The 22125-nt window shown below is 58.3% G+C and carries 23 protein-coding genes and 1 pseudogene; 10 read left to right on the plus strand and 14 right to left on the minus strand.

Going from position 1 to position 22125, the window contains the following annotated elements; translation table 11 throughout:
- Window positions 1-4 precede the first annotated feature (4 nt).
- The 12 genes and pseudogenes from mazG to AC1Q5O_RS05725 form a co-directional block, all read right to left on the minus strand.
- On the minus strand, window positions 5-826 hold the full coding sequence (gene mazG / locus AC1Q5O_RS05670; protein ID WP_492562092.1) for a nucleoside triphosphate pyrophosphohydrolase: 822 nt from the start codon (window positions 824-826) through the stop codon (window positions 5-7).
- A gap of 76 nt (window positions 827-902) precedes the next feature.
- Window positions 903-1139, minus strand: coding sequence for a hypothetical protein (locus AC1Q5O_RS05675; RefSeq protein WP_492562093.1), 237 nt, complete (start codon window positions 1137-1139; stop codon window positions 903-905).
- Between the two features lie 110 nt (window positions 1140-1249).
- The gene (locus AC1Q5O_RS05680) at window positions 1250-2272 is read right to left on the minus strand and encodes a hypothetical protein (protein WP_492562094.1); all 1023 of its coding nucleotides are present in this window, start codon (window positions 2270-2272) and stop codon (window positions 1250-1252) included.
- A gap of 216 nt (window positions 2273-2488) precedes the next feature.
- Window positions 2489-2959, minus strand: coding sequence for a YbaK/EbsC family protein (locus AC1Q5O_RS05685; RefSeq protein ID WP_492562095.1), 471 nt, complete (start codon window positions 2957-2959; stop codon window positions 2489-2491).
- Window positions 2956-3765 carry an MBL fold metallo-hydrolase gene (locus tag AC1Q5O_RS05690; RefSeq protein WP_492562096.1) on the minus strand — a complete coding sequence of 270 codons (810 nt, stop codon included), beginning with the start codon at window positions 3763-3765 and terminating at the stop codon, window positions 2956-2958. The genes AC1Q5O_RS05685 and AC1Q5O_RS05690 overlap by 4 nt, the downstream gene beginning before the upstream one ends.
- Window positions 3758-4546, minus strand: a complete 789-nt coding sequence (locus tag AC1Q5O_RS05695; RefSeq protein WP_492562097.1) for a TatD family hydrolase — start codon at window positions 4544-4546, stop codon at window positions 3758-3760. Before AC1Q5O_RS05695 ends, AC1Q5O_RS05690 begins: the two co-directional genes overlap by 8 nt.
- 21 nt (window positions 4547-4567) lie before the next feature.
- The gene (metG, locus tag AC1Q5O_RS05700; protein ID WP_492562098.1) at window positions 4568-6118 is read right to left on the minus strand and encodes a methionine--tRNA ligase; all 1551 of its coding nucleotides are present in this window, start codon (window positions 6116-6118) and stop codon (window positions 4568-4570) included.
- A 148-nt stretch (window positions 6119-6266) separates the two neighbouring features.
- The gene (locus AC1Q5O_RS05705; RefSeq protein ID WP_492562099.1) at window positions 6267-7325 is read right to left on the minus strand and encodes a DNA polymerase III subunit delta'; all 1059 of its coding nucleotides are present in this window, start codon (window positions 7323-7325) and stop codon (window positions 6267-6269) included.
- On the minus strand, window positions 7322-7996 hold the full coding sequence (gene tmk / locus AC1Q5O_RS05710) for a dTMP kinase (protein ID WP_492562100.1): 675 nt from the start codon (window positions 7994-7996) through the stop codon (window positions 7322-7324). The genes AC1Q5O_RS05705 and tmk overlap by 4 nt, the downstream gene beginning before the upstream one ends.
- Window positions 7997-8085: 89 nt before the next feature.
- The gene (locus tag AC1Q5O_RS05715; RefSeq protein WP_492562101.1) at window positions 8086-9315 is read right to left on the minus strand and encodes a D-alanyl-D-alanine carboxypeptidase family protein; all 1230 of its coding nucleotides are present in this window, start codon (window positions 9313-9315) and stop codon (window positions 8086-8088) included.
- A gap of 562 nt (window positions 9316-9877) precedes the next feature.
- A pseudogene (locus AC1Q5O_RS05720) lies at window positions 9878-10552 on the minus strand (septal ring lytic transglycosylase RlpA family protein); the annotation flags it as partial.
- 285 nt (window positions 10553-10837) lie between these two features.
- Window positions 10838-10972: a hypothetical protein gene (locus AC1Q5O_RS05725; RefSeq protein WP_464660359.1), complete on the minus strand. Its 135-nt coding sequence runs from the start codon at window positions 10970-10972 to the stop codon at window positions 10838-10840.
- 539 nt (window positions 10973-11511) lie between these two features.
- Here AC1Q5O_RS05725 and AC1Q5O_RS05730 point away from each other — a divergent pair.
- The 6 genes from AC1Q5O_RS05730 to AC1Q5O_RS05755 all read left to right on the plus strand — a co-directional run bounded on the left by AC1Q5O_RS05730 (window position 11512) and on the right by AC1Q5O_RS05755 (window position 15763).
- On the plus strand, window positions 11512-12297 hold the full coding sequence (locus AC1Q5O_RS05730) for a response regulator (RefSeq protein ID WP_492562102.1): 786 nt from the start codon (window positions 11512-11514) through the stop codon (window positions 12295-12297).
- 10 nt (window positions 12298-12307) lie between these two features.
- Window positions 12308-12856 carry a putative pterin-binding protein gene (locus tag AC1Q5O_RS05735; RefSeq protein WP_492562103.1) on the plus strand — a complete coding sequence of 183 codons (549 nt, stop codon included), beginning with the start codon at window positions 12308-12310 and terminating at the stop codon, window positions 12854-12856.
- Window positions 12857-12928: 72 nt separating this feature from the next.
- Window positions 12929-14227, plus strand: a complete 1299-nt coding sequence (locus tag AC1Q5O_RS05740; protein WP_492562104.1) for a sensor histidine kinase — start codon at window positions 12929-12931, stop codon at window positions 14225-14227.
- A complete protein-coding gene (locus AC1Q5O_RS05745) occupies window positions 14224-14991 on the plus strand; it encodes a TylF/MycF/NovP-related O-methyltransferase (RefSeq protein ID WP_492562105.1) in 768 nt (255 codons plus the stop codon). Before AC1Q5O_RS05740 ends, AC1Q5O_RS05745 begins: the two co-directional genes overlap by 4 nt.
- Before the next feature lie 130 nt (window positions 14992-15121).
- Window positions 15122-15412 (plus strand): hypothetical protein, encoded by a 291-nt coding sequence (locus AC1Q5O_RS05750; protein ID WP_464660369.1) that lies wholly within the window; start codon window positions 15122-15124, stop codon window positions 15410-15412.
- Between the two features lie 111 nt (window positions 15413-15523).
- Window positions 15524-15763 (plus strand): hypothetical protein, encoded by a 240-nt coding sequence (locus tag AC1Q5O_RS05755; RefSeq protein WP_492562106.1) that lies wholly within the window; start codon window positions 15524-15526, stop codon window positions 15761-15763.
- A 75-nt stretch (window positions 15764-15838) separates the two neighbouring features.
- Here AC1Q5O_RS05755 and AC1Q5O_RS05760 read toward each other — a convergent pair whose 3' ends face one another.
- Entirely contained in the window at window positions 15839-16033 is a 195-nt protein-coding gene (locus AC1Q5O_RS05760) for a hypothetical protein (RefSeq protein WP_492562107.1), read from the minus strand.
- A gap of 406 nt (window positions 16034-16439) precedes the next feature.
- Between AC1Q5O_RS05760 and AC1Q5O_RS05765 the strand changes: the two genes are divergently transcribed.
- The 4 genes from AC1Q5O_RS05765 (at window position 16440) to AC1Q5O_RS05780 (ending at window position 20477) form a co-directional block, all read left to right on the plus strand.
- Window positions 16440-17660, plus strand: coding sequence for a helix-turn-helix domain-containing protein (locus AC1Q5O_RS05765; RefSeq protein WP_492562108.1), 1221 nt, complete (start codon window positions 16440-16442; stop codon window positions 17658-17660).
- Between the two features lie 44 nt (window positions 17661-17704).
- On the plus strand, window positions 17705-18334 hold the full coding sequence (locus AC1Q5O_RS05770) for a Vgb family protein (protein WP_463012978.1): 630 nt from the start codon (window positions 17705-17707) through the stop codon (window positions 18332-18334).
- A gap of 77 nt (window positions 18335-18411) precedes the next feature.
- A complete protein-coding gene (locus AC1Q5O_RS05775; RefSeq protein ID WP_492562109.1) occupies window positions 18412-19632 on the plus strand; it encodes an MFS transporter in 1221 nt (406 codons plus the stop codon).
- Between the two features lie 44 nt (window positions 19633-19676).
- Window positions 19677-20477: an endonuclease/exonuclease/phosphatase family protein gene (locus tag AC1Q5O_RS05780; RefSeq protein WP_492562110.1), complete on the plus strand. Its 801-nt coding sequence runs from the start codon at window positions 19677-19679 to the stop codon at window positions 20475-20477.
- Here AC1Q5O_RS05780 and AC1Q5O_RS05785 read toward each other — a convergent pair.
- The gene (locus AC1Q5O_RS05785; RefSeq protein WP_492562111.1) at window positions 20419-22071 is read right to left on the minus strand and encodes a sensor histidine kinase; all 1653 of its coding nucleotides are present in this window, start codon (window positions 22069-22071) and stop codon (window positions 20419-20421) included. The genes AC1Q5O_RS05780 and AC1Q5O_RS05785 overlap by 59 nt on opposite strands.
- Window positions 22072-22125: the final 54 nt, after the last annotated feature.

Consider the following 22125-nt stretch of genomic DNA (forward strand, 5'->3'; position numbering starts at 1 on the left):
CGGGTTACTTCGCGGTTTTGGCTTCCTGCCAAAGTGCTTCCATTTCATCGAGTGTCGCCGCGTCGAGCGTCTGTTTCTGCTCGTTCAGCTTTCGCTCGATATAGTGGAAGCGTGACCGGAACTTTTCATTGGTGCCGCGCAGGGCGCTTTCCGGTTCAAGCTTCAAATGGCGGCCGAGATTGACCATGGCAAACAACAGGTCGCCATATTCTTCTTGCGTATTTTCGCGATCACCATTGGCAATGGCCTGTTTCAACTCGCCGATTTCTTCCTCGATCTTGTCGAGAATGGGCGCGGCTTCCGACCAGTCAAAGCCAACCTTGGCCGCTTTCTGCTGCAGTTTGAGAGCGCGCATCAGGGCAGGAAAGCCGTGCGGAATGTCGTCGAGGAAACCGGTCGGTTCCACGGCGCCGAGATTGAGCGCAGCACGGCGCTCGCGCCGCTCCGCCTTTTCCTCGGCCTTGATCTTGTCCCACATGCCCTTGGCCATGCCAGCGCCACGGGCGGACTCCTCGCCAAACACATGCGGATGGCGGCGGATCATCTTGTGGGTGATCGCCTGGACCACGTCACCGAAATCGAATGCCTTCATCTCTTCCGCCATCCGCGCGTGAAACACCACCTGCAGGAGCAGATCGCCCAATTCTTCGCGCAGATCGTCGATATCATCGCGTTCGATGGCATCGATCACCTCGAAGGCTTCCTCAAGTGTATAGGGGGCGATGGATTTGAAATCCTGCTCAAGATCCCACGGACAGCCGGTCACCGGCGTGCGCAGGGCCTGCATGATCTCAAGAAGGCGGGTGATGTCGCGTGATGGTTTCATAAGAAATATACTAAGACAGGAGCAGGGCGGCTGATATGACCGAGCTGAAATGCCGGTGGCTTGTCCACAGGATCGGTCAGCGTTTCCCGGCCGCCTGCAGCGATATGGGCCCGATCACGTCATATACCACCCTGACGCCATCCACCGTTTCCGGAAGTTCGGTCGTTTCGGGGACCTGATCGCGCAGATTGATCTTGATGGCGTAGGAGTCACCGATGCGGATCAGGCCGACACCAATGACGGTGCCGCATGATCCGGCCAGTTCCCTGGCTTTCGGTTTGGCAAGTCGCGCCTGTTCGATGGAGGTGCTCATGGCTTTAATTTAGTGCATCCCGGCCAGTCCCGCTAGTGGTCCGAATTTGACATTCGCTTGGTGCGCGTGATGTGAAACGGAATACGAATGTCAAATTCGTTCCACTAGGGTCAAACCGGCATCGTCAGCCCCATTTTCTCCAGCACGATGGAAAGGTCGTTGGCAAAGGTGACACCCTTGCCATTGGTGCCGCCCTGGTCGCTGCCGGCAAACAGCAGGGCGCAGGCATAGCCCTTTTCGTCCATGATCATCGATCCGCTGTCGCCGCCGGAGCTGAAAGGACCGCTGCCTGTGGTCTGGATCTCGATCTGGCTGTCAAAACCGATATCGCCGAATTCATAGCTGACCACCACGTCATCGACTTCGATTGCCGTGACAACACCTTGCGTCACGCCGGTTGTCCTGCCGATCTTGAACACCTTGTCGCCGGGACGGAGCGGGGTCTTGCGCAGGCCCTTCAATTTCCCCGCACCCATCAGGGTCACCGCGTCGAAGTCGATATCCGCATCGATCGAGGCGATGGCCGCGTCGACCAGATTGTTTGCGCCTGATACTACCGGCTCGAAAGCCAGCAGTTCGCCGACCTTGTCCTTGCTTTTCCTGCCGCCGTCATAGGCGGCGGGCTGCAGGATCGCATCGCCGATCTTCGCCTTGTTTTCATTGGCCAGCACATGATTGTTGCTCAGAATGACGGCCTTGCCGCTGGCTGTGTGCTGCGCAAAGCCGCCAAGCGTGCCCGCCGTAATCGAATAATGCCCGACCGACGCGCCGATCAGCAGCGGCCTCTGACGCAGCTGATGCCAGGGCAAGACTGCCGGCGCTGCCACAGCGCCGCCTTTGAACACGGTGCCGATATAGGTGATATCAGCCTTGTTGCGGGCTGCTTCCTCGATCTGCTGGCGCAGATTGGCATTTGTTTCGAGCGCACGGCGCTGGACGCGGACGGCGAGCCGGTAATCGTTCTTTCCGTCGCCGGCGGCAATGCCAAGCGCGATACCGCCTTCGACGCCGGTCAGACGCCGTATTGCGGTGGAGCGGACAATGCGGCGCTCGGCGCGGATTTCAGTGACAAGCGGTCGAATGATCTGTTCTGCGATTTCGTTTTTCAGCGCGCGTACAGTTTTCAAATCCACGGTGGTCATCCTTCTTGTATCTACAAGTTCAGGGCACGTGTGCGACTCGATGATGAGCTTAGCGGTGGAGATATGGTTTGGCGAGCGATGACGGAGAGGCCCGTCGGTTCATACGAGAAAGGGGCCGTTGCTGTTGAAAATAGAATGTAGCCTACAGCAATATAAAGATCGCATAAGATAGATTATGGAACCAGAAGATGGACCGGAATGGCTCGATCAGCCCGTAATATCGGCTATTTCAGCCTTTGCGGCCGTCATCAAAGCATGTGGCTCTGCCGGGAAAACAAAGTTGGTGCCGCCTGCTGCGGCCCAGACGACATCGAACTGCATCAGTGTTTCATCCGCATAAGCCTTGATGTGGATCAGATGCCCCAATGGCGATACGCCGCCAATGGCAAAGCCGGTCTCCTTGCGGATGTGCTTTGGATCAGCCCGGTGCAGCGTTTCTCCGGTCAGCCGCGCAGCCTTGGCAAGATCAAGCTGGCGCGGTCCGGAAACCAGAAACAGATAGAGCTGCTGCGTATCGGTGCCTTGAAAAATCAGCGACTTGACGATCTGTGCGACTGTGACACCGCATTGAACCGCTGCATCTTCCGCCGTGTGGGTTGAATCGGCCATCTGGCGGATTTCGATCTCCAGCCCAGCCGCATGAGCTGCATGACGGACACGTTCAACGCTCTTGCTCATGCTTCAACCTCAAAGGACAGGCCGTCAAAGGCCGGTTCGACATGTTCCGGCGTATCGCGCAGGACAGTTCCATAATCCAGTGGCACATGCATATGGGTCAGAATGGCTCGACGCGGCTTCAGCTTTCCGATCCACTCCATTGATTCATCGAGAGAAAAATGGCTTGGGTGCGGACGGTACTGCAACGCGTCGATGATGAGTATATCGAGCCCATGCAGCTTGGCCGCTGTTGTTTCCGGAAACGCGCTGACATCGGAACAATAGCCCACATCGCCGATGCGGAAGCCCAGCGACAGGATATCGCCATGCACCTGCGGCAGCGGCAGAAAGCGGATCGGACCGCCCGCGCCGTCAACCTCAAAAGCCTCGTGATGCACGATCTCATGCGGCCGCAGGATCGGCGGATAGCTCGAACCTTCCGGCGTCTTGAAACAATAACCGAAGCCTTCGACGAGCCTGCGCTGGGTCGCCTGATCGGCATAGATGTCCACCAGATCGCGCCGGTCGATGACAAAGGTCCGGAGATCATCGAGGCCGTGAATATGGTCCGCATGCGCATGGGTATAAACGACGGCATCAAGCCGACCGGAGCCGAAATCGATCATCTGCGAGCGGAAATCCGGTCCCGTATCGATCACAACAGTGGTCACGCCGCCGTGCGCGGCAATGCGTTCCACCAGCATGGACGCCCGGCGGCGGCGGTTTTTCGGATTGTCCGGATCGCAATTGCCCCAGTCACCATTGATGCGCGGCACGCCCGGAGACGAGCCGCAGCCCAGAATGGTAAAGCGCAGGCGATCAGGCATGGGCGGGCCTTGGCATCTTGGTGAACAGGCGGAATACATTGTCGGTGGTCAAAGTGCCGATTTCCTCGACGCTGACACCGATGGTCTCCGCCAGCACGGCGGCCGTATGGGTGACAAAGCTCGGCTCGTTGCGCTTGCCGCGATGCGGCATCGGCGCAAGATAAGGCGCGTCGGTTTCAACCAGCAGCCGGTCGCGCGGCACGTTTCTGGCGATGTCGCGGATTTCCGGCGAATTCTTGAATGTCAGAATACCGGAAAACGAGATGTAACCGCCAAGCTCGACGCCAACCCGCGCCAGTTCGGCGCCGGAGGAGAAGCAATGCAGGATGAAGGGGAAGGCCCCCTTCCCTGATTCCTCGCGCAGGATCGCAATCATGTCCTCATCGGCACTGCGCGCGTGAATGACCAGCGGCAGGCCGGTGACGCGTGCTGCGGCGATATGGGTGCGAAATCCCTGCTGCTGTGCTTCCGGCGGCGCATAATCATAGTGATAGTCGAGCCCGGCTTCACCGATTGCCACCACCTTCGGGTGTTCGGCCAGCTTGATCAGGTCATCGGCGGTGACGTCGAGTTCCTCATGCGCATTGTTCGGGTGCGTCCCGACCGAGGCAAAGACGCTGTCATAGCGTTCGGCAATGCCGATAATGCCGTCAAACTTGCGAACGCGCGTGCAGATGGTGACCAGCCGCACGACACCAAGATCCAGCGCGCGCTGGACAATGGCGTCACGTTCTTCGGCAAAATCCGGAAAATCCAGATGGCAATGGCTATCGACAAGCATGAAAAAGATCCGGGTTCCTGATCAGGCGCCTTTGTCTGCCTCGACATAGCGCGGGAAGATCGGCTGCGGCGCGGGCAAATCGGCGCCGGGCACCAGTTCGCTGCCGCCGAGAAGATCGGTGAAGTTGCGCTTGTCCGCGGGCACGGCCAGGATATCGAGCAGTTTGGCCGCCGATCCCGGTATGAACGGCAGGCAGAGAATGCCGACACGCCGGATCACTTCCGCCGTCACGTAGAGAACCGTTTCCATCCGCGCGGGATCGGTCTTTTTCAGCGCCCATGGCTCCTGCGATGCAAAATAGCGGTTGGCTTCCGCCACCACGGCAAAGATCGCCCCAAGCGCCAGATGCATGGCCTGCGTGCCGACGGCCTTGCGGGCTGTCTCCAGCGCTGCGACCGCCTGATCGAGGATTGCCTTGTCGACATCGGTCAATGCGCCGGGTTGCGGAACCTTGGCCTCGCAGTTCTTGTTGATCATCGACAGCGAGCGCTGCGCCAGATTGCCAAGGTCGTTGGCAAGATCCGCATTGGTGCGGTTGACGATCGCCTCATGGCTGTAATTGCCGTCCTGACCGAAAGGCACTTCGCGCAGCAGGAAGTAACGCACCTGATCCAGGCCGTAATGCTCGACCAGGGAGAACGGATCGATGACGTTGCCGACCGATTTCGACATTTTCTCGCCGCGGTTGAACACGAAGCCGTGGCCGAAGACGCGCTTCGGAAGTTCGATTCCAGCGGACAAAAGGAAGGCCGGCCAATAGACGGCGTGGAAGCGAATGATATCCTTGCCGATGATGTGCACGTCGGCGGGCCAATAGCGCCAGCGCTCGGCCTTCTCATCGGGATAACCGGCCGCCGTGATGTAGTTGGTCAAGGCGTCGACCCAGACATACATGACGTGCTTCTCGTCGCCGGGAACCGGAATGCCCCAGTCGAAAGTCGTGCGCGATACGGACAGGTCCTTCAGGCCGGACTTGACGAAGGAGATGACCTCGTTGCGGCGCTCGTCCGGCCCGATAAAACCGGGATTGTCCGCATAAAGCTTGAGCAGGCGATCCTGATAGGCGGACAGGCGGAAGAAATAACTTTCCTCTTCCAGCCATTCGACGGGCGAGCCCTGCGGGCCGTAGCGCACGCCATCGGCACGCACTTCCGTCTCGTCTTCCTGATAGTAGGCTTCATCGCGCACGGAGTACCAGCCGGCATAGGAATCCTTGTAGATATCCCCGGCCTCGACCATTTTTTTCCAGATCGCCTGCGACGACGCGTAATGCCGCTCCTCGGTGGTGCGGATGAAGTCGTCATAGGACGCGTTCAGGAGATGGCCCATGTCACGGAAAAGCTTGGCATTTCTGTCGGCAAGCTCGCGCGGCGTGATGCCTTCCTTGCGTGCTGTTTGAAGCATCTTGATGCCATGTTCGTCCGTACCGCTGAGGAAAAACACATCCTTGCCGTCATGGCGGTTGAAACGGGCAATCGCATCCGTCGCGATCAGCTCGTACGCGTGACCGATATGCGGGCTGCCGTTCGGATAGGAAATGGCTGTGGTGATGTAAAATGTTTCGCGGCTCATACGTAACCTGATTTGCTTCGGAATTGGCATCTTGGGAAGGCGTCAGGCTGACATAACCCATGTCCGGCCTGATTGCTATACCGGTCGTAAACGCATGAATTCAATTGAAATACTATTCCGCATTCATGTGGTGTGACCGGGTGGCGGATCAAGATGCACGCAGGGCGCGGTGCATCCTGTCAAGAAAGATAAGAACGGACTGTTTGCGGTCAAGATTAAAGGCATCGGCTTCACGGGCTTCGCCCTGCATTTCCTGCCACAGCGTTGACCAGTGATTGGCCTCGGCCACGGCACCCTTCTCCGCAGCCTCCCCTGCCTTTGCCGCGATCCGCGAAAAAATGTCCTCAAGGAAGAGATCAAACTGAATTTCCGAATCGCGTCCCGACAAGGCTGTGCCAAGCGCCTGCGCCTTGGGGACATCGAATACCGCCTTTGTCAGAATAGCGTCGATGGTCTGCGATATCTCCAATCCGCCAAACGCCACAAGCAGTGCCGCCTTGCGCACGCTGCCGTCCGCATGCGTAACAAGTGCTTCGGTATCAGGCATCTGCTCCGCACCAAGGCCGATGGTTGCCAGTGCCGACAGGAGGTCGCTGCGCTGCAGCCCCTCGAAACGGATGGACTGGCAGCGCGAGCGGATCGTTGGCAGCAAGCGCCCGGAAGAATGCGAGATCAAAATAAACAGCGTTCGCTGCGGCGGTTCTTCAAGAGTCTTCAGTAACGCATTGGCAGCATTGCGATTCATGTCATCTGCCGGGTCAACGATAACAATGCGCCACGCGCCGTCATGTGCCGTCCGATTGAGAAAATGCGTCACGCGGCGAATCTCATCGACCGTGATCCCGGTCTTGAATTTTCCCGTCTTGGCATCGAGCGGGCGGCTGATATGCAGCACGGCCAGATGTGTCCCGGTGGCAATCTGCCGGTACGGCGCGACGGAAAAATCGGGCACGGCCAGTTCCAGCGGCGCATCGCGCTGCACCGGATGCTTGAGCATGTGTCCGGCGAGGTGAAAGGCCAGCGTGGTCTTGCCCACCCCCTGCGGCCCCTCGAGCAGAAGTGCATGGTGCATGTGGCCGGATTGATAGGCCTGCGCCAGAAATGAACGGATGGACGGGTGGCCGAACAGCGCGGGATTGGCCGACGGAGCGGGAATGCCGTCAATCGTATCGTGCGTGGCTGGCACGTCGGGAAGCGTATCGCTCATTGTGCCGCTCCCGCTCTGGCCGTTTCCTTTATCGCCCGCCGCGCCTTCAGGCGATCGACGAGGCGGGCAATATCCGCCGCGATATCGTCAACCGGCCGGTCCGCAGGCACCACCTTGCACCGCCCCGGCTCAGCCTTGGCGATGGCCAGATAGGCATCCCGGCGCTTGCGGTGCATCTCGATGGTTTCCTTTTCGAAGCGATCGGCGGTGCCTGTTCCGCGGCGCGCGTTTGCGCGCTCCAGACCGATTTCCGCCGGCAGATCGAGAATGATGGTCAGATCAGGCATCAGTCCGTTGACGGCTGCCCTCTCAATGGCGCGCATCAGACCGGCATCGAGATCGCCGGTGACCCCCTGATAAACCCGGCTGGAGTCGATATAGCGGTCGCAGAGCACCATGCTGCCCGTGTTGAGCGCGGGGCGCATGACCTGCTCGACGTGATCATTGCGCGCGGCGGCAAACAGCATGGCTTCCATGGCAGGACCGAAGGATTCGGCAGCGCCGCTCAGGATGACATGCCGCACTGCCTCGGCACCGGGCGAGCCGCCCGGCTCGCGGGTCACCACCACATCATCGCCGGCTGCACGCATATGCGCTGCCAGACGGGTGATCTGGGTGGATTTGCCAGCGCCCTCGCCGCCTTCAAAGGTAATGAACAGTCCTTGTTGCACGCCGTCAGCCGTCTTTCGATAAAGAGTCGCTTTTGATCTCTAGACGAGGTTCTAACGGGCGGGACTGAAAAGGTCGAGCCGGGAAAAGCTTAAAGCTTCAGGCGGCGCGTCCAGCCGGTGGTGAGTTCCAGGACCGCATCGAGCGTGCGCTTCTGCAGATCACCGGGTTCAACGGCTTCGCCCGTGTAAACCGGCGTTTCCTGCGCCAGGGCATCGCCGATCCAGATCCGCAGCACGCCGACCTGCTCGTCCGCCTTGACCGGGGCCAGCAGTGGGCCCTTATACACGACATGGGCCTTGAGGCGATCCTTGTTGGCCGTCGGGACGAGAAGGCTGATCCTTTCGTGTGCCTTGAGCGGGACGCTGGATTTGACACCGCCGAACACGCTGGCTTCCGCGATGGTCTCGCCTTCGGCAAAGATATTGACTTCCTCGAAGGCGCTGTAGGCCCATTCAAAGATTTTCTTGGCTTCTTCCGCCCGCTCCTTGTCTGTCGCCAGACCGCTCAGGGCGGCGATGTAACGGCGCCCGTTATGTTCGGCCGAACCGACAAGACCATAGCCGGATTGTTCGGTGTAGCCGGTACCCATGCCGTCAGCGCCAATATCCAGCTTCAGCAAGGGATTGCGGTTGCGCTGGAAAATATTGTTCCAGGTGAAGCTCTCCTGCGCATAGGTGCGATAATATTCCGGATATTCGTGCTTGATGTAGCGGGCCAGCGTGACAAGGTCCGTCAGCGACACCTTTTGCTCCGGATCGGGCAAGCCGGTCGAATTACGGAACGTCGAATTCTTCAGGCCGATTTCCTTCGCCCGTGCGTTCATCATCTCGGCGAATTTTTGTTCCGACCCGGCAATGCCCTCGGCCAGAATGATGCAACCGTCATTGGCTGACTGTACGATAACGCCCTGGATGAGGTCACCGACGCTGATCGACGACTTGAGCTTGGCAAACATGGTGGAGCCGCCGGACGGCGCCCCGCCCGTGCGCCAGGCATTTTCGCTGACGGTATACTGGGTATCGATCTTGATCTGGCCGGTCTTGAGCGCATGAAAGACCAGTTCCATGGTCATCAGCTTGGCCAGCGCGGCTGGTTCGATCAGCGTATCGGGTGTTTTGGCGTAGAGAATGGTGCCTGTCTGGTCTTCAAGCATCAGGGCCTGCTTGGCCTTGGTGTCGAACAATGCTTCCTGCGCGTGGACCGGCGACGCGGCAAGCAGCACGACGGCAAGACTGGCGGCAAGCTTACGGAATGGCTGTAACGGCAATGTTCTTTGACGCGGGAAATCAGTTTCCGTCATCGCGTACGACAAACGCATCACCCGCTCCCGCTTTCCAGGCAGCCTGCAGCAAGGCATCGGTGTTCTTTCCCGCGCTGGTCCGTGCAATCAGAGCAATGCGCAGGCCATCCGGGCTGTTGACCTCGGACAGATCGACCTTGCCCAATGGCGCCAAGGCGCTCATGACACGGCCCGCTTCGGACCTGTCGGCAAAAAGGCCGACATCGACATATTCACCCGCCGGTGCCGCTGCGGATTCACGCAGCTTGTTTTCATTCTTCCACGCGTCGGAAATGGCCTTCGGCGATATCAGACTGTTCATCGCCACCGCCGTGGCATTGGCACTTGCCACACGCTCGCTGGCGTAGGAACTGACGAATGGCGATGCGCGCCGTGGGCCGCCCTTCAGCGATCCGAGCAGGATCGCCGGCTTGTCGTCGATATAGGGACCAACAAGCGGCAGAACCGGCTGTATATCATAGCCGAACGGCATTGCACCCATGGCGGCATTCATCTGCGGCTGCGCGGGCGCACCAAGACTGACCGCCTGATCATTGAACGATACCGGCGCCACATTCAGGCTCGCCACCTGAACGCCCTGCACCTTCGGCTGCCGCATGCCGGGAATGGAAAGGGCATTGCGCTGGGTGGGTGTCGGTCCATTCATGGCAATCATGGTGCCTGAATCCGGCTGCATCAGACGATCACGCGTGCCGGGCGCACGATACGACGCGAGCAAAAAGCCGTCATCGCGCCCTTCGAGCGGCGCGCGGCCCACATATTCCACCTTCACGTCGGCCGTACCCGTATGCTGATAGTCCAGCATCGTCGCAGCCTTTTGCGACAGATCGATCACGCGATCGCTGTGATACGGCCCGCGGTCGTTGACGCGCACGATCACGGAACTGCCATTGGCAAGATTGGTCACGCGCGCATAGCTCGGCAGCGGCATGGTCGGGTGTGCCGCCGACAGGTGGTTCATGTCGTATACTTCGCCATTGGCGGTCAGGCGGCCATGAAAGGCCGAGCCGTACCAGGATGCCCGCCCCTGACGCTTGTAGCCCAGCTCTTCCCTGGGATAATACCACTTGCCGCGAACCTGATAGGGCCTGCCGATCTGGTTGCGCCCGCCGCCGCGCGGCATGTTGCGGAAATCGGTGACGACGCGGGGGCTGGCTTTGACGCCATACTCCGATTCAGCGAAATATTCCTTGCCGTGGCTTCGTTTAGCAACCTTTGCCGTGGGTGACGCGCAGGCTGCCATCAGGGCGCCCATCGCAACAACTCCCGCAATTCGAAAAGCTTTGGCTTTTGACAATGCAAACTACCGGCTGGATGCCGTCCCCACACTTTTTACGCAACGATACCGAACAGAACACGGTGCAGCCCCAGAACCCATCATGGAGTATTGCACCAGAATTATAACTCGCACCGATAGGTTGACAGCAGCTTAACAGAGCGGGGAGACATTGCCTGTCATGGCTAACTTTGGTTAACGGGCGCCTTATCCGCAAAGGAAGGTTTGATGCGGAGACGTGAAGCGCGTTCGGCGCAAGCGCCGTTAGAGCCAACCGCCGAAGATGTAGGTCAGAAGCGCCGCGGCGGCCACGCCCCCGATGAATATGGCGATATACCAGACATTCGAGCTGTAGCTTGGCCAGACCTCTTCGTCATCGTCATCAAAATCGTCGATCATTCTCCTTGCATCCTCCTGTGGGCCCGGCTTGTCAGAAGCTGCACACGTCCTCCAGGCCGAGCCCTGCCAACGGGGTTTCGCCAGCGTTCTTCAACTCGGATTGCCGATGAAAGTTCCAATCAAGGCGCCCAGTCTCGCTGGCGATGGACCTTCAGAGCATGCCGGGACACGCCGAACGCGATATGCAGCAGCGAAACAACTGCGCGGTGCTTTCTTTTCGCGGCCCGGTTGTATTCCGGCTTCATACAACTAAGTATATCTCAAAGAATTTCGGGGGTCTTCAAGTATGTATATAATCAAGCACGGTGTGCGAAACACGCTTGGTGATGTTTTATGGGACGAACCCCTTCCCCTGCAATTTGAAACAATTGAAGATTGCAAGCTTACTATCAGCTCGCTGATCGAGCGCTATGATCATAGTGAGTTTGAACAAGAAAACGACCGGTGGTGCACGTGGAACGATAGCAAGCAGAACGAGTTTCACTATTGGTGGATCGTTGCAGTGGCGCCATTGTCTTAGGAAAAGCCAATGCATTACCATGGCACCTTACGCATTCCTGCCAGTCATCATGCTTGAATTGTCCGCATGCGGTAGGTGCCGCGATGATACCTATTTTTCGCGAGACGAGCCTGTTAAAACCCCACGCATGGACCACGCGAATGTAAAAATTTCCAAAGTTCTGATCATCGAAGATGATTATTTTTATGCGGATTCGCTGAAGCGGCACTTCAAGACAGCAGGTCAGCACGTGGCGACCGCCGAGACCTTCCATGCGGCGCAGATGGCTATCGAGGCCGATGAATTTGACCTGATCATCATCGATCCGGGGCTTCCAGACTATGGAAGCGAGATGGAATCCCGCGATGTGCGCCTGAAAATCATCGAGTCCATCATCAATTCCACTCCCGCAGCCGTTCACCTGGTCATTACCGGCCGGTATTCGACCGATGAGGCGGAAACATGCAGGAACCTCGGCGCGAAGGGATACCTGGGCAAAAATCGGCTCAATGCTCCCACCCTCGCCAGCATTCTAGAACTCATGACCCGTTCTGAATTTGTCGTGCATCGGGGGAGCGAGACGATCAGCGATGCTTTTCCGGGCTATTATTATCCGTTCCTGTCATTGTCGGAGGAAGAATGCCTCCAATGGGTGGAAGACCGCCCGAAGGGCATGAAACGCAATGAACTGTTTGTGCTTATGGCAAAGCACTTTAAGATGAAAAGTGCCGAGATGGCCGAGCAGAAATACAAACGGGCGCGAAGCAAAGTCCTGGCTCATGGCCGCAAAATCACTGCCGACAATGATGATCCTGCAACCGATTGAGGAAAAGGCCGTGGAAATATACAGCGGTTGGCGTGCCTGCTTCTTGGGCCTTGTGCTCTTATGCGCGGTTCCCGCCGCTTCCGCCGGCATAGTCGACCCGTATGTTCTCCAGATCGAACGCCAGAGCGGAAAACCCATCGTCTCCTACAAGGAGGACGATCTGGCAAAATCATTTTCCTACCGGGAGATCCAAACCAAGACGCCTTGGACCAACGACGTACAGCGCACCTATCGCGGTTTTTCGCTGATCGAGATTTTGGCAAAGAACGGATTGGCCAATGCGAAGGTTATAAAGGGCATAGCGCCCAACGATTATTCCGCCAGAATCGATATGGACGAAATCAAACGCTACAATCCGATCGTTGCCTCACAGATTGCCTGCAATAACGTCGAAGCCAAGGCAGGAAAATGCCATGAGGGCGAATTCCGCCCGCTTGAGGCCGACGATTTTGGGCCATTCTACATTGTCTGGCCTTTTGACAGCATGCCCAAGGCCTATGACCCGGGAGATCATTCAAGATGGATCTGGTTTCTCACCGAGCTGCAATTTGAGCAATAATTTTTGATCGCGTATCAAGCCGCGTGATCCTTAGACGATGAGTGGGATTGATTTCAGACACGTGGTGGACAGGTGAGACAGATACTCCGCGCAAACGGTACGTACATCCTTGCCATTTCCTTTGGTCTCTTTGTGCTGATCGGCCTCGCCTCGTTTCTGCAAACGGACAAGTATCGCAGTCAGGCCTATGACATCATCGGGGAAGTCAACGAGGTTCAGTGGCGTTCAACCCAAGCGCGCGAGAAGATGGTCAGCATCATGGGATGGGCCCGGCTGGCTACACTCACCAAATCCCAGGAGTACCGCGCCAAAATCCTGTCTGAAAGCACCTATCTCGCCATCAATGCCAAGACGCTGATCGCTTTGCCCTATACCGAGAAGATCATGCCTAAAGTGGATATCGATCTGATCAAGACACTGCTCGATTACATAAACAATGAGCTGATGCCGCAGCTTGCGCTAGCCGATCCAGACTACAATCTGATTGTGGCCCGGTTTGAAGACTTCTGGCCGGCCATTGTCTTGACGACGACGGGTAACCTCGGAAACACCCAGAAGCGCACCGCCGATCTCGAGCAAAAAGCGCTCTACGACAATTTCCTGTACGCCTTCGTGTTTGCGACCGCGATCATGGTCGTTCTGTTTGCCATGGTCGCCTACAGGAGCAAGGCGCTCTACAACAATCAGGTCCGTCAGTTCGCGCTGCTCTTCTCCCACATGACCTTCACGCGAATCAACGGACTGTCCATGTGGATGCACGAGACACTTTCGCCCGAGGAAAACCCCGATCCAAAACTGCTCGACATGGCCCGCAAGCGGATCACTGATCTGTCGGTTGTGACCGATTGGCTGGCCCGGATCGCCTATCCCAAATTTGATCAGGACAATACGCCGATCGTGACGCTGGGAACGATCCTCGATCAGATCACGCGTCCCGACGGATCGACCATTCCCATCGTGCGCGCCGATGTGAAAGCAATGCAGCTGCTTGTACCGCAGGGCCAGTTCCATCTCATGCTCCACGAGCTTTTGCGCAACGCCAAGGACGCCGTCGAGGATGAGCAGCACCCGCACATTGTGATCAAGGTGAATATCGCCAGGCGCTGGCCGATTGGAAAAGACCTGATTGTCGCCATCGAGGATTCCGGCGTCGGCATGTCACGGGAACAGATCAAGAAGGCCACGACACCGTTCTTCTCGACGAAGGGCGAGTCGCGCGGCCATAGCGGACTGGGCTTGACGGGTTGTGCGCGTCTTATTCAGACAATGGGCGGCTCTCTTGCGATTCAATCATCAAAAGGCAATGGTACGACTGTTACACTTGCCTGCCCGCTATCGAATCTCCCAGTTATAAAGTGGAACCACGCATGACCAGTTTGCCGCAACAGGAACGAAGCTACGGACTAGACCAGGTGATCGCCGAACTGCAGGACCGGCTGGATCGGTATGAGCAAACGAATGTCGCTCTTGCCCAACAGGTCGAGTATCTGCAAACGCGTCTCCTTGCACCGAACAGGTTCAGGTGGGACGTCATCGACAAGGTCACCGATTACTTCAGGGGCGCTCAAATCAAGGGAGACTATCTCGAATTCGGCGTCTATCAGGGCGAGACCTTTGCCTATGCGTGCAACGTGATAGGGCGGGAAAATCCGGAGATGCGCTTTGTCGCCCTGGATTCGTTCGAGGGCTTGCCGCAACCAAAGAAGGGAATCGACGAGTCCGGCGGCTACAGCGGCGGCTTCTTCGAAGGCCAGTTCTCGTGCAACGAGGCGCAGTTCAAGGAAAATCTCAAGCTGCGCAATGTTGATCTGGCGCGGGTTACAACCATCAAGGGCTGGTACGACCAGACGCTGCAACCAGGACATGCGCAGTCATCGCCTATCCAGACCGTTGCGTTCGCATGGGTCGATTGTGATCTCTACGAGTCCACAGTGCCTGTGCTGGATTACCTCACCTCCCGTTTGACGGTCGGGTCTGTCATGCTGTTCGATGACTGGCGTTGTTTCAGGAATCTCCCGGAATTCGGCCAGCAAAGAGCATGCAGGGAGTGGCTGGAGAGAAACCCCCAGATCAAGCTGAATCTGCTTATCGACAACGACTATCACGGTTACGTCTTCTCCGTGGCCGCCTGTTAGTAATACCCGTGATGTGAAGTAAAAAATCGACGAATTTATTTAACGAATATTTTGGTTCAGCGTTGTTGCTTGCGGGGCTGTCGAAGCGTATTCTCTCCCCCATAGTGCCGAAGAGCACGGGGGAGAAAAAATGAGTAAATTGGGCCGTGATCCAGAACTCAATAAACTTGCAAAATATCTCATTCACCAATCGCTTCCTCTTGCCATAAGTACCTCCGGTTACAATCCGACCACGAGGGACCTGGACATGATCGAAGAAGCATTGAAGGCCCGCTACGGTACGGATCTTGCCAGTGTCTCCGTTCGGGAAATCGACGAGTTTCTGCATCGGCGCTTCAGCAGGCTGAGCGAACGGCCGAATCGGCGCACAATTCACCGTTTCCTCAAGATACTGGCAGGTAAAGACCGGAAACGAAGCTGAATGGCTGTTCGGTTGTCTCAGAAAGACACACGAAGGTCATTCAGTTGCATTTGACGTAGCATCCCATTGGGGCAGAACTATTATTCCTGAAACAGCAATGGAGAGTTGAATATGCGTGCACTTATAGCGATCGCACTTCTGGCGTTGGCAGCAAGTCCGGCCTTGGCGGATGGCACCTGTAAAAGCCAGGCCGAGGCCAAAAAGCTTTCCGGCGCTGCTTTGACCAATTTCACGAAGAAATGCGCGGCAGATGCGGCAACAACCTGCGATACGCAGGCCGCCGCCAAGAAGCTTGCCGGCGCCGCAAAAAACAGTTTCGTCAAGAAATGCGTGAGCGACACAACGGGCTAGGTCAGGCAGCTCTATTCAACGCGGAAGACCGCAAGCCGGCTGAGCCGGTTTTCATCGCCGGACAGCCGGATTGTGTCACCGGCTGTCGGAGTCGTCACCGGTGTGCGTCTGGGGGTTGAGATTGTGATCGCCCGCATTTCTGAAATCGGCCCCCATTCTGCCGAGAAACAGCACCATCATCGAAACCGCCACGAATGCAAATAGAACCGGCCAAACCGACATCACATAGGGTTGGTAGTCTATTTTTGTATTTTCGCCATCCTGATCCACAGAGCCCCCTGCCCGTAAACGACGTCATTCCCACCTTAACGCCGGCACAAAGATGCTACCTGCAGATTAATATCATCTGAACAAATGAATGCTTTGCATTGTGTTTGTACAAGCGATCCGGCCCGCGCGCGCAAGCGCTGGCGCTTCATGAAAAAGCCCAACTCCGGTGCTCATGATATCCCTGTTGCTACTCTCCATGAGGCAATGGGAGGCTCGGTGATATTCTTCCCCCGTCAATGCCCCAACCGAGCCTCACCCGCCCTCCCATTCAAATGCTGCGCAAAGAAGCGCGGGATTTCGCACAGCCCCCATTCGCCGATCAAGGTTGCAATACTGGTTATTGTCCGTGAGATGGATTACGACTCGCTGATCGAACGATCGGAGTAACAAGTGTGACGGCCATCCGATGGACTCGCTGATCAACGCCGCAGCGCACGCCCTTGCGACAGGTGATACTCTCGGCGCCTTGAAACGGGTGGCGCTGCGTGATGACGCGCCCGCCCTTGCATTGCGCGGCATCGCCATGGCGCAACTTGGCGAATTCCCGCGCGCCAGGACCCTGTTGCAGAGCGCGGCACGGGCATTCGGCACAAAAGAGGAAAAAGCCCGCGCGCGATGCATCGTCGCCGAAGCGGAAATTGCACTTGTCTCGCGCGATCTGGGCTGGCGCGTAAAGGCACTGGACATGGCGCGGGCAACACTCGAAGCCCATGGCGATCACGTCAATGCCGCCCATGCACGGACCGTGGATATTCGGCGGCTGCTTCTGGTCGGTCATGTCGACGCGGCCGAGCGCGCCCTCGCCAAGCTTGATCCCGCGCCGCTGCCGGCAACGTCGAGAGCGGCGCTCGCCCTCGTGGCTGCCGGAATTGCCATCCGGCGCCTCAACACGTCTGCAGCGCGCGAGGCACTCAGGCAGGCCGAGAAAGCCGCGGCTGAAGCGAAGATCCCCGCCCTCATCGCGGAGGTCGAGCAAGCCTCCCATGTCCTGAAAACACCCGCCGCCCGTCTGATCCAGCGCGGCGAGGAACGTCCGCTCTTGCTGGAGCAGATCGAAACGCTGCTCGCATCCGGAGTGCTGGTCGTCGATGCGTGCCGGCATGTCGTTCGGGTCGGGGATCGGGTGATATCACTGGCCACGCGCCCGGTTTTGTTCGCGCTGGCCCGCGCGCTGGGCGAAGCCGCGCCCGGTGACGTGCCAAGAGCCGCGCTTCTCGCCCGTGCATTCGGGGCAAAGCATGCCGATGAATCGCATCGCGCCCGCCTGCGGGTCGAAGTCGGCCGGTTGCGCGAGGAACTGCGAATGTTGGCAGATGTGTCCGCAACAGCGCGGGGCTTTTGCATGACACCGCTCGACGCCAGCGGCATCGTTGTCCTTGCGCCGCCTATGGAGGAAGCGCATGGCGCGGTTCTCGCCTTTCTTGCCGATGGCGAGTCATGGTCAAGTTCCGCTCTGGCAATTGCCCTGGGGGCCAGTTCCCGGACCGTGCAGCGTGCCCTTCTGATACTTGCGGAAGCGGGCAAGGTGCAATCGTTCGGTCGCGGACGCGCCCGCCGCTGGATCAGTCCGCCCGTGCCGGGTTTCCCGACAATCTTGTTACTCCCCGATCTCCTGCCAAGTGAGTAGGGTCAGGAGGAAATGTTCAGCAGTCAGGTGACAAGGATGAAATCATGAAACAATCGGCAAAAATTCTCCGCGAATATGGCCCGTTTCCCGGCACCGACCAGGTGGCCGGGGTTACCTTCGATGGCCGGAATGTCTGGTTTGCATCGGGAGAACGGCTGAATGCCCTTGATCCGGCGAGCGGTACGGTGCTGCGCTCCTTGGACATCGCTGCGCATGCCGGAACCGCTTTCGATGGCCAATATCTCTTCCAGATTGCCGAAGATCGCATCCAGAAGGTCGACCCGGAGACAGGCCGCGTACTCTCGACAATCCCGGCGCCCGGCGGCGGCGGCGATTCAGGGCTTGCATGGGCAGAAGGGACGCTTTGGGTCGGGCAGCATCAGGGCCGGAAAATCCACCAGATCGATCCGCAGACAGGCGCTATTCTGCGCACCATCGAGTCCAAGCGCATGGTCACCGGGGTGACCTGGGTTGACGGCGAACTCTGGCACGGCACGTGGGAACAGGATCAAAGTGATGTCAGGCGCATCGATCCCGCGACCGGCAATGTCCTGACCATTCTCGACATGCCCGCAGGCACCGGCGTGTCGGGGCTCGAGTCCGACGGCGGCGATCAGTTTTTCTGTGGCGGCGGCAAGAGCGGTAAAGTGCGCGTTGTCGCGCGGCCCAGATAACACGGCGGGGCGAACACCGGCTTGCACGGCCTGCATGGCAAGGGCTTTCGGCAACAGCCAGTAAAATGGAGAGAGCAATGAGCAATGCTTCGTATCGCTGGGTAATCGTTGCAGCCGGCGGCTTGCTGGGCTGCATGGCCATCGGCGCCATGTTTTCCCTCCCGGTTTTCCTCCAGCCCATTGCCCGGGACACGGGCTGGTCCGTCACCGGCGTGTCCGGCGCCATGACGATCGGGTTCATCGCCATGGCATCGGCTAGCATGCTGTGGGGGAACCTGTCCGACCGCTTCGGCGCCCGTCCCGTGGTGCTGACGGGATCGGTGCTGCTGACCGCAAGTCTGGCGCTGGCCAGCCGGGCTACGTCGCTTGCCGAGTTTCAACTGGTCTTCGGCCTGCTCGTCGGCGCCGCGACCGCGGCGATCTTCGCGCCGATGATGGCATGCGTCACCGGCTGGTTCGACACCCAGCGCAGCCTTGCCGTGTCTCTTGTTTCGGCGGGCATGGGAATGGCGCCGATGACCATGTCGCCGCTGGCGGCATGGCTTGTTTCGATCCATGGCTGGCGGACATCCATGCTGATCATCGCTGCGGTTGCCGCCGCCGTGATGATTCCCGCCGCCCTCCTGGTGCGCCGCCCGCCGGCCGCCGAGATGGGCAATACCCCGGCACTGCAGGACGCAGAGCCGCAGTCATCCATGTCGATCGGGCAAGCCATCCGGTCTCCCCAATTCATCATCCTGCTGCTGACCAATTTCTTTTGCTGCGCCACCCACTCCGGCCCCATTTTCCACACGGTGAGTTACGCGGTCAGCTGCGGAATCCCGTTGATCGCAGCGGTTACGATCTACAGCCTGGAAGGGCTGGCAGGCCTTGGCGGCCGGGTTGTCTTCGGTGTTCTGGGTGATCGCCTGGGCGCCAAGCGCGTGCTGGTCGGCGGGCTGCTGCTCCAGGCATTCGGGGCGCTGGCCTACGTCTTCGTGCGGGAACTTGCCGGGTTTTATGCGGTGGCCGCATTGTTCGGTTTCATCTATGCCGGTGTCATGCCGCTCTATGCCGTACTGGCGCGCGAGAATTTCCCGATGCGCATGATGGGCACCATCATCGGCGGAACGGCCATGGCCGCCAGCTTGGGCATGGCAACGGGTCCGTTGGCCGGAGGTTTGATCTATGACACATTCGCCAGCTACGAATGGCTCTATATCGGAGCCTGGGCTATCGGTATCGGCGCATTCCTGATCGCCCTGACGTTCAGGCCGTTTCCGCAAGCCCAGCCTGTTTCCGGGTTTCAAACCAGCTAACGTTCGCATAGAAAGCTCACACGGGTCCCATGGAGATGTAGGGCATGCGAATCATGAGCCTCAACGGCTGGGGCGGCAAGCTGCACGAACCGTTGATATCCTATCTCCAAACGGATCAGCCGGATGTTCTATGCCTGCAGGAGGTGGTCCACAGTCCCGAGGCCAGGGTCGATTGGCTCCTGTATCGCGACGGGGATCATGTCCTGCCCCAGCGCGCGAATTTTTTCCGCGATGTTGCGGCCGCACTCGCCAACCATACGGCCATATTCTGTCCGGCAGCCCAGGGCGTATTGTGGAACGGTGATCAGCCAGTGCCCTCGCAGTGGGGGCTCGCGACCTTCGTGCGGAACTCCCTGCCGGTTACGGCGCAGGCACAGGACTTCGTGCACAAGGGGTTTTCGCCGTACGGCTATGGCGATCATCCGAGGTCGCGATCTGCGCACGCAATCCGGGTTTACGACTATGCACGGGACCGGATGGTCGCCATTGCCCATATGCACGGGCTGCGCGATGTCAACGGGAAGATGGATACGCCAGAACGGCTGGCGCAGGCCCGCAGGCTTAAGGAACTGGCGGCACGGATTGCCGCGCCGGGTGACCCACTGATCGTGTGCGGCGATTTCAATGTCGAACCCGGAAGTGAGACCTTTGCGGTGCTCGCCGAGATAGGGCTGACGGATCTGGTCACGGCCGGAGGGTTCAACGGTACCCGCAGTTCGCATTATCGCAAGCAGGGACGGTTCGCCGATTACATGCTGGTGAACCAGAACGTCGAGGTTCGGGCGTTCACGGTGGTGACGGCACCGGAAGTGTCGGACCACTGTCCCTTGATCCTTGAGATATGAGCGGCGATGCCACCCCCTCCCCAGGCACCGTGATCCAGAACACGGCTCCATTGTCATTACGGGCATGGAGCATACCGCCCGACCGCTCAAGCAGCCGCGCGCACAGCGAAAGACCCAAGCCCATGCCGTTTTGCTTGGTCGTGAAGAACGGATGGAACAGGTTTTTCAGGACCTCGCCGGACATTCCCGGACCGTTATCAGCAATTTCGATGATGTTGACCGTATCCTGACTGAACGTCCTGATGGCGATCCTCTTGCGGTCATGACTGCATTCGGACAAGGCATCGATGGCGTTCCGCAGAAGGTTGTGAATGACCTGTTCGAGCTCAATGGCACCCACAACCGATTTTGGCGAGGGAGCGGCAAAATCCATCGACACCTCGATATTCTGTTCCCTAAGTTTCACCCGCAGCAGCTCGACCATGTTCACGATGATCGGGTTGAGCTCCTGCAACACCGGTTGAATATCATTCCCGACAATGTAATCGCGCATTCTGTGGAGGATTTTGCCGGCACGTTGAGCCTCGCGAACATTGGCGGCGAGCGCTTGCTTGAGGCTGCCGTCCCTGTTCCCGGCGTCCCCCTTCTCCACGAGAATGAGCCCCGCCTGGCTCTGGCTGAGCAAAGCGGTAAGGGGCTGTGCGAGTTCATGGGCAATGCCTGATGCCAATTCGCCGACAGCATTAACGCGCGAGGCCTGGAACAAGCGGTTTTCATGCCGGAGCAACTCCATTTGCCTGCGGGCGGACTGCTCAGCCTCTTGCGCTTGCGTCAATGCCGCGCGCTGGTTCACCAGCAGATGAAATGCATACAATACCGCGAGACCAAGCAGCGATAGGGGGACAATCAACCGCCAATCGAACACCTGGCCAAATGTAACGCGCTTTTCGTAACGGCTGTGAAACCGAGTATCATCATCGGGATTCTCGGATGTTCTCCGCATATCCACAAGAAACCATGGCAGGATTCTCTGCAAAAACCCGCGCGGTTGCGGGTTCGCCGTATAAATCAGCCTATTCCCCATGTAGAGTTGGTATTCTATGTTTCCAGGCACGTGGATCGATTGTATCGCCTTGGCGGCATCATAGACCACCATGACGGCGGCCGGTCTCTGCCGGTTCATGAACTTCATTGCAAACACGACATGCTCGGCAAAGTGAGGCAGTGGATAGGCGACAATGTCCCCGTCGGGCTGGCGCGCAACGGCACTTATGATGGTTTGCAAATCCGTCTCTTCCGGCGCTGCGCTCATGGCGGGCACGCTGAGCGTTTCGCTCCACTCCGATTGGCCAGGCTTGATCTCATAAAGACGGATGCTGTTGCAATAGGGGTAAGCTTTGAGGACAGCCGCGGCGATTTGAACGAATGACAGGTGGGAATCGTTGTCAGGCAATTGCAGGACAGGTTGCAACAACCCGATGCTTGAGCGCATCTCCACCGCTCGCGTCGAAAGCTGACTCGTCATTACCAAGCGTTCAAATGCAAAATCGTCGCGAATCTGGATCACGGATATGGCGGCAACGATCGCCATAACCACAAGCTCGATCGCAACCCATTGAACGAGAAAGGCCCTGATCGAATATGGTTTCACCATCGCCGCACCGGAATTTCCGTTGTCCCAATCGGATGCCTTGAACCGGCAACCTCA

This window comes from Phyllobacterium sp. MT110 (assembly GCF_058792715.1).